Source organism: Armatimonadota bacterium (assembly GCA_016789105.1).
Taxonomy (GTDB): Bacteria; Armatimonadota; Fimbriimonadia; order Fimbriimonadales; family Fimbriimonadaceae; genus UphvI-Ar2.
The window spans coordinates 273,170-285,570 of the sequence record JAEURN010000008.1; the positions used below are offsets into that span (position 1 = coordinate 273,170).

Here is a 12,401-nt window from a genome sequence, read left to right on the forward strand (position 1 = left end):
TGGCGTCGTTACAGGGCGTAAACCGCGAACGTGCCGGTTGCCGGAAGCGCCGCAGGGGCGCCCGTCAAGGAGAAGTCACCGTCGATGACTTTGGATCCCACCTTGGTCAAGTTGCTGAACGTGCCGGTGAAGCCACCAGTGCGGCTGCCGGCATCGATCCCAGCCTGATCCACGGGCCACAGGTTGACGCTTCCCCCGCTAGATGTGATTGTCGCATCCCCGAACCACAAACCGGTGATCACACCGCCGGACCGGACATAGGCGACAGCCATATCCGGCTGGCCAGCTCGCGTCGTGGGGAAGATCAGGATTCCAGAATCGCCGAGATTGTTGACGACATCGGTGACGTTGCGCCATGTCCCCTGGAGGGCGACGATGCGCACAATGGCCGGAGGAATGACCGCCGGGTTCGGCTCCAGGACGTTGTATGTCCCCGGGGCAGTCCCGTCAGGCAGAATGACCGGGTTGGTCAACACGCCCGATTCAACGAAGTTGGGGCTGAAGAGGTCGAACGAACCATCGAAGCCGGATTGACGCCCAATCCCCATCGAATCGCCGGTCAGCATGAATTTGTCGGCAGTGCCCCCAGAGCTCATGTTTGGCCGGCTTGCCACGTTGGAGATGTCGAATGACACCATGTCGCTCAAAAATCCGTCGATCCGGTTGGATCCGGTCAACCCGTTTTCCAAGTCAAATTGGGCTTGGTCGAAGGTCGGGCTCAGGAACAGGTTGTCAAACCCCAGTGCAGCGTTGTTCAAATAAACTTGAACCGTGGTTTGGCGGCCGGGCCGGACAGGGACATTGACCGGGACATCCGGGATGCCGAACGAACCGTTGAACAACAGGTTCAACGTCCCATCCGGTTGCTCTTCAAGCATCTTGGTGATGTTCATCGAAAGGACTTGGTAGTCCTTGCCGGATGAACCGTTCAACGATTGGGCGAATCCGAATTTGTTCGTCGTGTACCCGTCCAGTTGGAGGTTGACCCCATCGGTGGAGCCGCTGAATTCGGTCGGGATGATATCAGTAGAGCCTAGACGCAAACGGATCTGGCTAGCTTGGCAGTAAAGGGATCCCGGTACCCGGCGCCCTTGGCCGGAAAGGTAGGCCACGCGCACATCGGCCTGATCGGACGGCATGTTGACTTGGGGAACCGATCGAACGGGGCCACCGGTCGTCGAACCGGTCGTCGTCCCTGTCGTCGTCCCGGTGGTCACGCCCCCGGTTGTGCTGGCTTGGTCGCCGATCCCGCCGGCACAGCCCGCGACAATCGCACCGGCCAAGAATAGGATCCAACCCTTCTTCATCGCAAAATCCTGCATTCGCTCACTCACAGTTGCTGACGCTGGCACACGGCACCCTCACGACCACCATGCGCTCGTTGCCAGAGCGTACACCAAAGGACGATGCGAATGCCCGCCTTCGTTCAGAAAGTCGCTAAAAAACTGGCCGGGACCAGCTAGGCGGCGATATTTGCCGCCGTCAGAGCCGCTTGGCCCATCCGCTCGGCCATCCGGCCAAGGTCTGCTTCAGAGAGCCCGATGTCGGGGATCAAAGACGGGTGGATTGGACCGCAGGCATTAGCAAAACCCACAGTGCAACCCACCTGGTGGGCAACGTTGGCACAAACCCGCACCGAAGCCACCAACAAGTCGCTTGTCGGCTCTGGCGAATGGTGCGTCCCCGCGCTGGACCAGACGGCGTCCGGCATCGTGCACGCTGCCAAGAACATTGCCCCCGCATCTTCATGCGTGAACCCAAACTCACCGTACTCCCAGTCTTCCAGCGTCGTCGCGGAACCTTGGAGGGCCAACTGGGCCGACAAATACTTTTCCGGGTGCGCGTGGGCCATGACGGCCAAACCGATGTTGTGGAACAAACCCGAAGCAACGAACATCGCCCGGGGAAGATTCAGCGATTCGGCCACCACTCCACAACCCGCCGAAGTCGCCATCGCATGCCGCATGAACTCCCGGATATCAATGTCGGTCGTTTCCAACAAAGGCCTGACCACCGTTTCCAAACCCGCGGCCACAACGATCTCCCACGTTGTCGCCTGGTCGAACATAGCAAAAGCCTGGCGCAAATCCGCAATGTCTATGGGCTCTGGACAATATGTTCCCGAACAGATGCCCGTCCGGATGTTCGCCTCGAATTCTGGAGTTGTCACGGCCAGCCGCGTAATCAGAACAGGTGAGATTTGGTCGTTGTTGACGATCGAAGAAAGCTTTGAAGCCGCCCCGGCAACACATTTATGGCTCAGGGATTTGAACACCGCATTGCGCAGTCCCGAGTCTGCTTGCTTGTCCCTTGTCGCCGAATCCCTCTTCATCTCTGCTCTACCGGGCTTGAATATCGCCTCCCCCACTGATCATGGTTTGCTGCCCAATCCGGCACCGTTAGAGGTTGTTGCGAAATCAACAATATTGAAGATGTCCGGGACGCGGGCCCGCCCGCCAACACACCCCCAGTGAGATTGGTAAACTTCTGCGCATGAAACGCCACGGGCTGATCGATTTGAACGAGGCGGTTCAAAACCCGGGCAAACGGTTGGCCTTTGCCGTCGAAACGGTCCTCCCGGATGAGGCGGACATCGATCTGTTGGAACCCCTCTCCGGGGAAATCGAGGCCGTAAGCACGGGGAACGCCCTTTTGGTTTCCGCACACCTCAAAACGAGGGCAGTGGTGGAATGCGCCCGGTGTGGCGAGCCGCTGGAATACTCCCTCGAATTCGGCATGGAAGACGACTTCGCCGTGGAAGGTGTCCCCAGCTGCTACGCCTCCGACGGGTACGCCGAAGTGGTGAGCGACGAAGCCGACCCCGTGTTCGATAAAAACGGGCTCATCTTTGATAAATATGCTCGACAGGGCCTAATCCTGAACTTGCCAACTCAGCCCCTTTGCTCGGGGAGTTGGGACACACCTTGCCCCAATGCAGCACCTACCACTCGGAGCGCCACTGGGGGACACCCCGCTATGCAAGCACTCGAACAGTACCGGAGCGATGCGGATTGAAAATCGCCCTTGACGCGATGGGAGGGGATTACGCCCCCGAACCGATCGTCGCCGGGGCCCTGACCGCCGCTACGCAAATCAAGGGCGAAATCCTGCTCGTCGGGATCCCTGCCGAAATCGAGCGGTACTTGCCGGCCGGGTGCCCAGCCAACATCTCGGTCGTCCCTGCAACCCAGGTCATTGGCATGGATGAAACGCCGACCACCGCCCTGCGCCAAAAGAAGGACTCTTCCATCAGCGTCTGCGCTCAAATGGTCAAGGATGGAAAGGCGCAAGCGATGGTTTCGGCCGGGAACACGGGTGCCTGCACGGCAGCCGCCCTGCTCGCCTGGCGGCAGATCGAAGGCATCCACCGTCCCGCCATCGCCACGGTTTTCCCTTCCCAAACCGGGCGGTTCCTGCTTTTGGATGCCGGGGCATCGCCCGATGTCGATCCCGAGCACATAGTCGAATTCGCCATCATGGGCCGCGCCTACCTAGAGCAAGTCCTCCAGCGCCAAAACCCCACCGTCCACCTCCTCAATATTGGGGAAGAGCCCGCCAAGGGCAACGCCTTTGCCAAAGAAGCCCACAAGCTGCTGGCCGGGCAGGACTGGTTTGCCGGGAACATCGAAGGCAAAGACATCTTCCGCAAAAATGTGGACGTCGTGGTTTGCGACGCCTTCGTCGGGAACATCCTGCTCAAAGCCTGCGAAGGGGTTGCCGAATTCATCATGGACGAAATCCGCAACGCCATCCCCGATGGGCCGCAAAAGCTGCTGTTTTTGCCCATGCGGGGCGCCCTCCGGCCATTGCGCGACAAAATGGATTACGCGGAATATGGCGGGTCGCCCCTGTTGGGGTTGAACGGGGTGTGTATCATTAGCCACGGACGCAGCAACGCCAAAGCCATCCACAACGCCTTGCTCAATGCGGCCAAGTGTGTGGAATCGGATGTGGTCGGCGCAACTCGGGATAGGGTCGCCGCCCAGCTGACAGGGACACAATTTGAATGACTAGAGCGGTGGTCACCGGAACCGGGCATGGGATCCCGGCGAAAATCCTCACCAACTTCGATTTGGAAAAAATCGTCGACACCAACGACGAATGGATCTTTTCGCGCACGGGGATCCGCGAACGCCGAATCTGTGCCCCGGACGAACTCTGTTCTGATTTGGCCGTGGCCGCTTCCAAAGAAGCCCTCGCCGCCGCGGGGATCACCGGGGCCGACCTGGACATGGTCATTGTCGCCACCGTGAGTGCCGACTTCATCTTCCCCAGTGCTGCCTGCCGGGTTCAAAACGAGATCGGGGCGACATGCGGGGCGTTCGACATCGGGGCGGCCTGCGCCGGCTTCATCTACAGCTTGCACCTCGCCGACGGCCAAATCCGGTCCGGCCTTGCCAAACACATCCTCGTCGTCGGCGTGGACACCCTAACCAAATACCTGGATTGGACCGATCGGTCGACCTGTGTCTTGTTCGGCGATGCGGCTGGGGCCGCCGTCGTCTCCGCCGCCGAAGGCACGGACCGCGGGGTCATTGCGACGGTTTTGTTCAGCGACGGCGCGGGAGGGCCGCACATCAGCATGTTGAGCGGCAAAACCAAATACCCGCCGTTCATGCAGATCGAACAGGTGGATTCCCCCTACCTCTACATGAACGGGAACGAAACATACCGGTTCGCCGTCACCGCGCTCGGCGACGCCTGTTTCAAAGTGTTGGAAAAGGCGGGGATGACGGCCGCCGATGTTGACCTATTCGTCCCCCACCAAGCCAACGTCCGCATCATCGACAGCGCGGCCAAACGTATCGGCCTCGACCCGGACAAGGTTTTTTTGAACATTGAAAAATACGGCAACACCTCGGCTGGCTCGATCCCGTTGGCCCTCTATGAGGCCGAACGAGGCGGCAGGCTCAAGCCCGGCGACGTAGTTCTCACCGTCGGCTTTGGCGCGGGATTGGTGTGGGGCGCAAACCTGATCCGCTGGTAAGGCTGGCGCCGGGGCTTACCCCGACTTCCGCAACCGGCTGCTGAGCAGTTTGGTGCGGTCCCGGTACTTGTTCACCGTCCGGCGCGCCACCGAAACCCCTTTTTCTTCCAGCATCTGGGCAATCCGCTCATCGCTGAGCGGGCTTGACGGGTTCTCGCTTTCCAAGATCTCTTCGATCATTTTTTGAACCCGGAGAGCCGGTTTGAAGAACACCTCGAAGCTCACGGTGTCGCCGTTGACGATCTGCACGAATTTGCCGGCGGTCGCCCGGCTGACCGTGCTTTCGTGCACGCCCAGGTCGGCCGCAACCTGCGACCGGGTCAGGGGCTTCAAGAACCGGTATTCCCCAGTCCGGACAAACCCGCCCTGGTGCTCAACCAGGTATTTACCGATCCGAGCCAACTGTTGCCGGCGCTGGGTCAGGGCATCTAAAAACCGTTGGGCCCGATCCACAAATTCGTTGACATGTCGGCTTTCGGCGGGATCCAACCCGCGCTTCTTTTTGAGCTCGGCCCGACGCTTTTCGTAGGCTGGGTTCACCCGGAGGTGCACAGGAGATGGCCCGGGGACTTCGATCAGGTAACCCGCTTCTTCCAACGTGATCACCACATCCGGTTGGGCCGAGACCGTTTTGTGCTTGGAAGAGTTGGCGAACGATTGCCGGCTAAAACTCTCGCCGGGGAACGGGTTGAGCCCCGTGATGACCTCGAACGCCGCTTCGGCGAGTTCGGGATCCAAATTGTATTTTTTGCAGATCGATTTTTTGTCCCGGGCAACAAGTTGCTCCCAATTCCGCTTGAGAATGATCCTAGCCAGACGTTCGGTTTCGGTTTGGGCCTCGCGCAATTGCAATGTCAGGCAGTCGCGGAGGTCTAAGGCCCCCACCCCCGCCGGTTCGCAGGAACGGAGCGCGTCGAGCACGAATTGCGCCTCCTCCAAACTGGTCCCGCAATCGAGGGCGGCATCCTCGACCGTGCAGGTCAAATATCCCCGGTCGTTAACCGACCCCACGAAGTAAGTAGCCAGATCTAGGTGCCCTTCTTCCAGGCGGACCCGCATCTGCGCCAACAAGTGATCCCACAACGAATCATCACTCACCGTCAGATCCAGCCAATCGACATCCGGTGTGTCGTTGGGCATGCTGCGCAACAACTCTCGGTCGCTGCTCCCCGGTTTGAGTTCTTGCGGAGCCACCGATTTCAGGATTTCATCGATCCCGACCACGTCTTCGAAATCATCGAGCCGGTCGAGCGCCGGGTTTTCCATCAACTCGGATTGGATCATTTGCTCCAGCTCTTGGCCCGAGAGCTGCAACATGTGGCTCCCCAGCACCACCTTGGGGTCAACGCGCTGGTGCTGTCCCAGCCCGGCGCGCGTATTTTGCCTCAATCCGTTGTTCATCGTTCTTGAGTTGATGGTTGGAGCTCGCCGGGCCGCCGGTCATCCCAAGGATTGCCAGGTTTCTTGCCAACCGGCCCGATTGGCATGCCCCTCCCGCCGCTAGAATCTGAGCATGTTTACAGGCCTCGTCCAATCCCGGTCATCCGTGGTCGCCCGCAACGGATCTCGGTTGACGGTCTCCGCCCCTGAAGGGGTCGAAGATTGGGTGATCGGCGAAAGCATCGCCGTCAACGGTGTTTGCCTGACCTTGACAGGGCTCTCGGCGGGGATGGAATTCGATGTCAGCGGCGAGACCGACTCCCGAACGACGCTCGGCCGCCTTGCGCCCGGGCATCCGGTCAACATCGAACGGGCCATGCGGCCGGTCGACCGGTTCGGGGGGCATATCGTCCAGGGCCACGTTGACCGGGTCGGTTCAGTGGTTGCCATTACCCGGCAGAAGGGCGGTTGGGATTTCGAGTTCGAATGCGGGGCCGATGGCGACCGCTACCTCGTCGACAAGGGATCCGTCGCGGTAGATGGGGTCTCATTAACCGTGATCCAGCCAAAAAACGGCCGGTTCCGGGTGGCGGTGATCCCCCACACCTTTGCCGAGACGACTCTGGGTTCGCTCCAACCTGGCGACCCGGTTAACATCGAATTCGATGCCCTGGCCAAGCATGTCGAAAAATTGATCTCTGCCTGGGCGCGCTGATCACTTTTCGAGGGATTGGATCAAGTCGGCGTATTTGTCTTTGACGACCTTCCGCCGGACTTTGAGGCTGGGGGTCAGTTCACCGCCATCGACGCTGAAGGCCTGCGGCACCAAAACATGCCGGCGAACCCGCTCAAAGTCGGCCAATGTTTTGTTGGCGGCCTCCACTTCTTTCCGGATCAGATCCCGGACGTCATCCCGTTCGACGATTTTCGATGTGTCGGGCTCATCGACCCCTTTAGCTTTGAGCCACCCTTGCACGCGCTCAAATTCGGGGATGATGAGGGCCGTGCAGTGCTCTTGCCCGTCGCCGAGCAGCATCGCCTCGGCAATGAATTCACTCTCCTTCAATCGGTTTTCGACCGGCTGGGGAGCGACGTTTTTGCCGTTGCCCAAAACTAGCAGGTCCTTCTTCCGATCGGTGATCCGCAAGTGGGTGCCTTCGAACTCGCCGATGTCGCCCGTGTGGAACCACCCTTCAGAATCGATCGCCTCTTTGGTCGCATCCGGCAGGTTGAAATAGCCCGACATCACCGAGTCACCCTTGATCAAAATTTCGCCGTCGCTGGCGATTTTGATTTCGACTCCCCGGATCGGTGCGCCGACGGTGTGCGGCCGGTTGTCGTCGGGTGAATTCAGGCTGCTGGCCGCCGTGGTCTCCGTGAGCCCGTAACCCTGCAATACGGGGATGTTAAGGGCGTTGAAAAACTCGTTGGTCGCCGGCGGCAGGGCCGCGCCCCCGCTCACGAAAAAGCGGAGGCTCCCCCCCGTTCGCTCCCTGATCTTTGCGCACACCACCTTGTCCAGCAATCCGGCCAGCGGGGCGAACTTCCCCTGGAACCTAGCCAAACCCTGGGATAAGGCCAGATGGAACAGCTTTTGCTCAAACGGCTTCTTTTTTGCAACGCCATCCAAGACCTTGGCGCGCAAGCTGTTCAAAAAGCGCGGGACGCACAGAACGATTGTGGGGTGGACCTTTGCCATATCGCTGGCCAGCGAGGCGATCCCGTTGGAATATGCCACCGTTGCCCCGATCGAAACCGGCAAGAAATGGCCCGCATACCGCTCAAAAACATGGGCGAGGGGAAGCCAACTCAAGAACCGGTCGCCCACTCCCACCGGCAGCGTGTTGGGAACATTGAAATTCATCCACGTGATGTTGCGGTGGCTGATCATCGCCCCTTTCGGTTGGCCCGTTGTTCCGCTGGTGTAAATCAAAGTGGCCAAATCGTCGGGCTGGATCTGTGCCGCCAAACGAGAGACATCCTCCCGAGTCAACGGAGACCCCAGGGCATAATCGGCATAGTTGTCGCCGTCTCCGGGCCTCCATGTGTAAGTCGGCAAATCAGGGAACTTGGCCGCCTGCCGGGTATCGCTGCACAGGGCGAACTTGGCTCCGGAATCTTTAGCGATGTATTGGGCCTGATCCGGCGGGAGGGTCGGGTAAATCGGAACGCTGGCCACGCCCAGCATTTGGCAGGCCCAGTCTGCCAGGGCCCATTCAAACGACGTTTCCCCGACAATCGCCACCCGGTCACCCCGTTCCGCCCCGAGGGCGGCCAACGCCTTTGCCCTTTCAAAGACAAGCCCGTGGAATTCGCGGAACGTGTAGGATTTGAACCCTTTGCCATCCGGCACCATGTGGCTGACCAGGTCTGGCCAACTTCCGACCGACAACTCCAGTTGCGCGGCGAGCGAGGGGGCGGGTTCTTTGGGCGGCATTTCTTGGTGTTCCAGTTTACGGGGCATCGCCGTCAACACGCTACGATTCGCACATTGTTACGGGCCCGGGCGTCCAATTAGAGCAATGACCGGACTTTTGACCGCTTTGGCGATTGCCCAGACCGTGGATGGACGGCTCATCAAAGCGTTTGACCTCTTCCCCCCCATCAGCGAGTCGCCAACCATCGCCCTGGCCGATTCCGACAGCCTCAAGGCCAAATCGCTGGCCAAGGTTTACCGAGGCGCCAAACCGGGTCAGGCGTTCATTGATAACGGCATTGTCCAAGTCCAGGCATTGGTCCAACCATTCGGTCGGATCGAATCGTTTTCCGTGCGGTCTACTGGGCAAACGGTAGCCGACCTGCCAATGCCCATCATCACCCTCAATGGGGTGGCCTGTGCGCTGGGCACGGCCGAAAACCCGTTGAGACCGATGACCGCCCAAGGAACTTTGTTTGCCAAGCCGTTCGACATCCGGGAAACACCAGGGCCCGCCTTCGTTTGGCCCCCCCGTGGCATGGGGGTCAAATTCACCTGGAACCACCCTGAAATGCCTGACCTCATCGTGGAGTTGCGATACCAAATGGTGGACCGGGAACCTGTCCTCAACCAAACCCTCACCATTCGCAACGGGTCGCCCTACGCCATCTCTATCGACCAAATGGATGGAGGAGGGCAATGGCCCGGAGAGGTCTTCAGGAGTCAAATGCTCCACTGGGTGATCCGGCCCGGACGGGTTATCGAGCTCCCCGATGCCTGGTACAGCCTCGACCCCCAGGGCCGGTGGGTAGACGGCACCCGCCGACGCACCGCCGAATCACTTTGCCCATGGAATGCCCTGAAAGCTAAAACCCTGACCGCCTGGCCAGCCTCGGAATCCGAAGTGAAGCAAGCGGCCAAAGCAGGATACGATGCCGTCCTGGTGCCGCTGTCGGCAGGGATCGCCTGGTCGGCCCCAACCGCAGAAGACATCGAAGCGGTCGGGGCGTTCGTCGCCATGGCGAAAAAAGCAAAGGTCGCTGCCGGCACTGAATCCGACCTCGGTCAAATCCCGGCTGAGCCGAAGGACAGGACAGCCGGGGCGGACTCTCCCGTTTGCTGGCAAAGTTTTGCCGGGATCCATTGGCGACAAAACGCCTTGCTCACGTGGCGCCGGCTGGGAATCCAGTTCGTCCAACTCAGCGGGGAACTGCCGGGCTCATGCGACAAAGAAGGCCATGGCGACCACCAAGGATCGGCGCAAGCCAGGATTGAGAACGCATTGGCCACGCGGGATTTCCTGAGAGCCGGCCTGGCGTTGGGGATTGTGATCCGACACCCCGGAGCCTATGCCTATGGGCCCTCAGCTACCTACTAAATCAGGCTGAGCCGCTTGACCCGCAAGTAGGCGGTCACCAACTCTTTGGCAAGGTTTTGAGGCTCCGCTTCCAGGCTATTGAGCCCAGCCCCTCGCAGGGCGGCTTCCGCCCTTTTCCTGTCGCCGATGTACCAGAGCGCGGCAGATTGGTCGAACAACTCACGCTCCCCGTCGATGTCGGCGGCCAGGAATTCCCGCAACTTCGGGTCGCTAACCCGGACGACATACACCAGATGCCGGCGGCGGATTTGGCTGAGGGCCACGGTCAGCATCCCCGCCTGGTCAACATTTTCGGCATCGGTGAACACAACAACAAGCGACCTTTTCTTCCACCGGGACGCCAAAAAACTGAACGCTTCGATGTAATTCGGCTGCACCGGCTCGGCTTGGGCATCGTAAAGCGATTCCAAAATGCGGGCGACTTGGGTCTTCCCCCGGCGAGGGGCGATATAGCTCTCCACCCGGTCGTTGAAGGTGAGCAGCCCCACCTGGTCGCCGGCGCGTTCGGCCGAATGTAAAAACAACAAGGCGGCGTCCAGGCAGTGGTCGAGCTTGCGGACACCTTCGACTTCGCCCAACATGTGGCGACCCACATCCACACACACCACCACGCCTTGGTTAGTCTCTTGTTCGAAATTGCGGACGACGAGTTTCCCGCGGCGGGCGCTGGCTTTCCAGTCGATCTTCCGGAAATCGTCTTCGTTATAGTCGCGGAGGGATTCGAATTCCATCCCCAACCCTTTTTGCCGCGACTGCCGCATCCCCAGGTGGTTCAAGTGGCCCGTTTGTTTGAGGAGTTCAAATTCCTCGATCGCTTTGACATTGGGATAGACCCGAACCGGAGTTGGTGGCAGGATCATTTTTTGAACCTGCGCCAACCCCAGCAACGCGGGATAGCGGATGAACAAGCCCCGGAATTCCCACTCGCCCCGGCTGGTGGGCGTGAGGGCGTATTTCTTCTTGAGCCGCTCGCGTCGGGGCAGGAAGATGCGGAACTCATTCCCTTCGGCATGGCAGTTTTCGGGGGGCTCATCCCGGATGGCGACCGTCATGGACGATCCGCTGAGATTTTCGATCTCCAGCGTCACCACGTTCTTCACCCGGACTGACAGCACCGGATCGGTTACACGGGTCACGCGGGCAACCTCCCATGTCCGGGCCTGCCGACCCGTCAAGTACCAAACGGTGAGCAGCCCGACATCGAAGAAAAAGACGAACCGTTCCAGACCGGGGATGACAGCCCCACCCAACGCCAGGGGGATGCCCAAGGCCAGCACCAGCCAGAGCCGGGGGGTCGGGAGGATCGTCGCCATGCCAGAGGTACGATGTTACTCGTGAACGACCGGTACTTGGTTCTCACGCCGGAAAAGGTGGTGATCTCGTACCAACATGCCGGCTACGGGGCCCGTATCGTCGCCCAGGTCATCGACCTGATCATCGTGTTTCTCATGTACTTCTTCGCCCTCACCGCCGGTGTGATTGCCGCAGTCGCCGTCGGGCAAGGCCTCGCAAACCTGTTCATCGGGCTTTTCGTCTCCTTCGCCGGATTTGTGTATTTCATCGTTTGCGAAGCCGCGTGGCGTGGCCAAACCCTCGGTAAACGCGCAATGAACATCCGGGTGCTCATGGCCGACGGGACGCCCCTCAGCTGGCGGGGATCCTTTTTGCGCAACATCCTGAGGATTGCCGATCTGTTGCCAATTTTTTACGGCGTGGGGTTTGTGACCATGTTCCTCAACGAAAAATCCCAAAGGCTCGGCGACTTGATCGCGGGAACGGTGGTCGTCAAAGTCAACGACGTCCCGCAAGGGTTCGCATTGGCGCCTTACAAAGTTGGCATCCACCCTTTGGAATACTCGGTTGGTGACCTTGCCGGGATGTCGCTGCCCGAGTACCACGCCATCAAAAGGCTCTGCGACCGGTTCCCCAACCTGCCCTACACCGAGCAGCACAAAAGCATCGCCTCGATTTGGGAGCCGTTCCGGGAAAAACATGCGATCGCCCCCCTGGCCAATGTCCACCCGATCTACCAAATGGAGGCAGTCGTCATGAAATTTGGCCGCTTGAAAAACCTTGTGTGAAATCGGGGGAAATCCGGGGGAATCATGGGCCTTTCCCAGGACTGAGGAAAAACCCCCGGGTTTCACGATGGATTTCCACCAATTTCCCCTGTTGCCATCTCGGGCGGTTTTTGAACTCCAACCAGCTTCGGCGTCGGGTAGCCCCAACGTGTTTATCCA

Annotated in this window: 11 protein-coding genes; 6 read left to right on the plus strand and 5 right to left on the minus strand. The window is 59.8% G+C overall.

Annotation, left to right across the window (positions count from 1 at the left end; translation table 11 throughout):
• Positions 1–8: 8 nt before the first annotated feature.
• The gene (locus JNM28_09860) at positions 9–1,307 is read right to left on the minus strand and encodes a hypothetical protein (protein ID MBL8068743.1); all 1,299 of its coding nucleotides are present in this window, start codon (positions 1,305–1,307) and stop codon (positions 9–11) included.
• A 152-nt stretch (positions 1,308–1,459) separates the two neighbouring features.
• Positions 1,460–2,332 carry an HDOD domain-containing protein gene (locus JNM28_09865; protein ID MBL8068744.1) on the minus strand — a complete coding sequence of 291 codons (873 nt, stop codon included), beginning with the start codon at positions 2,330–2,332 and terminating at the stop codon, positions 1,460–1,462.
• Positions 2,333–2,493: 161 nt separating this feature from the next.
• Here JNM28_09865 and JNM28_09870 point away from each other — a divergent pair, with 161 nt between their 5' ends.
• From JNM28_09870 to JNM28_09880, 3 genes are read left to right on the plus strand one after another with little or no spacing between them, the layout of a single operon-like run.
• Positions 2,494–3,015, plus strand: coding sequence for a DUF177 domain-containing protein (locus tag JNM28_09870; GenBank protein MBL8068745.1), 522 nt, complete (start codon positions 2,494–2,496; stop codon positions 3,013–3,015).
• Positions 3,012–4,010: a phosphate acyltransferase PlsX gene (plsX, locus tag JNM28_09875; GenBank protein MBL8068746.1), complete on the plus strand. Its 999-nt coding sequence runs from the start codon at positions 3,012–3,014 to the stop codon at positions 4,008–4,010. Before JNM28_09870 ends, plsX begins: the two co-directional genes overlap by 4 nt.
• The gene (locus tag JNM28_09880; protein MBL8068747.1) at positions 4,007–4,987 is read left to right on the plus strand and encodes a ketoacyl-ACP synthase III; all 981 of its coding nucleotides are present in this window, start codon (positions 4,007–4,009) and stop codon (positions 4,985–4,987) included. Before plsX ends, JNM28_09880 begins: the two co-directional genes overlap by 4 nt.
• Positions 4,988–5,002: 15 nt before the next feature.
• Here JNM28_09880 and rpoN read toward each other — a convergent pair whose 3' ends face one another.
• Positions 5,003–6,388 (minus strand): RNA polymerase factor sigma-54, encoded by a 1,386-nt coding sequence (gene rpoN / locus JNM28_09885; protein MBL8068748.1) that lies wholly within the window; start codon positions 6,386–6,388, stop codon positions 5,003–5,005.
• 112 nt (positions 6,389–6,500) lie between these two features.
• On the opposite strand from rpoN, the gene JNM28_09890 reads away from it, so the two are divergent.
• Positions 6,501–7,082, plus strand: coding sequence for a riboflavin synthase (locus JNM28_09890; protein ID MBL8068749.1), 582 nt, complete (start codon positions 6,501–6,503; stop codon positions 7,080–7,082).
• On the opposite strand, the gene JNM28_09895 is transcribed toward JNM28_09890, so the two are convergent.
• The gene (locus JNM28_09895; protein ID MBL8068750.1) at positions 7,083–8,804 is read right to left on the minus strand and encodes a long-chain fatty acid--CoA ligase; all 1,722 of its coding nucleotides are present in this window, start codon (positions 8,802–8,804) and stop codon (positions 7,083–7,085) included.
• A gap of 85 nt (positions 8,805–8,889) precedes the next feature.
• Between JNM28_09895 and JNM28_09900 the strand changes: the two genes are divergently transcribed.
• A complete protein-coding gene (locus JNM28_09900; protein MBL8068751.1) occupies positions 8,890–10,161 on the plus strand; it encodes a hypothetical protein in 1,272 nt (423 codons plus the stop codon).
• Here the strand turns inward: JNM28_09900 and JNM28_09905 are convergent.
• Positions 10,158–11,474, minus strand: a complete 1,317-nt coding sequence (locus JNM28_09905) for a DUF58 domain-containing protein (protein MBL8068752.1) — start codon at positions 11,472–11,474, stop codon at positions 10,158–10,160. The two genes, JNM28_09900 and JNM28_09905, sit on opposite strands and share 4 nt — an antisense overlap.
• Positions 11,475–11,495: 21 nt before the next feature.
• On the opposite strand from JNM28_09905, the gene JNM28_09910 reads away from it, so the two are divergent.
• Positions 11,496–12,242, plus strand: a complete 747-nt coding sequence (locus JNM28_09910; GenBank protein ID MBL8068753.1) for an RDD family protein — start codon at positions 11,496–11,498, stop codon at positions 12,240–12,242.
• Positions 12,243–12,401 lie beyond the last annotated feature (159 nt).

Coding starts and splice junctions, on each gene's coding strand:
- JNM28_09860 (MBL8068743.1), bottom strand. CDS start 1,307: ATGAAGAAGGGTTGGATCCTATTCTTGGCCGGTGCGATTGTCGCGGGC.
- JNM28_09865 (MBL8068744.1), bottom strand. CDS start 2,332: ATGAAGAGGGATTCGGCGACAAGGGACAAGCAAGCAGACTCGGGACTG.
- JNM28_09870 (MBL8068745.1), top strand. CDS start 2,494: ATGAAACGCCACGGGCTGATCGATTTGAACGAGGCGGTTCAAAACCCG.
- JNM28_09880 (MBL8068747.1), top strand. CDS start 4,007: ATGACTAGAGCGGTGGTCACCGGAACCGGGCATGGGATCCCGGCGAAA.
- rpoN (MBL8068748.1), bottom strand. CDS start 6,388: ATGAACAACGGATTGAGGCAAAATACGCGCGCCGGGCTGGGACAGCAC.
- JNM28_09890 (MBL8068749.1), top strand. CDS start 6,501: ATGTTTACAGGCCTCGTCCAATCCCGGTCATCCGTGGTCGCCCGCAAC.
- JNM28_09895 (MBL8068750.1), bottom strand. CDS start 8,804: ATGCCGCCCAAAGAACCCGCCCCCTCGCTCGCCGCGCAACTGGAGTTG.
- JNM28_09900 (MBL8068751.1), top strand. CDS start 8,890: ATGACCGGACTTTTGACCGCTTTGGCGATTGCCCAGACCGTGGATGGA.
- JNM28_09905 (MBL8068752.1), bottom strand. CDS start 11,474: ATGGCGACGATCCTCCCGACCCCCCGGCTCTGGCTGGTGCTGGCCTTG.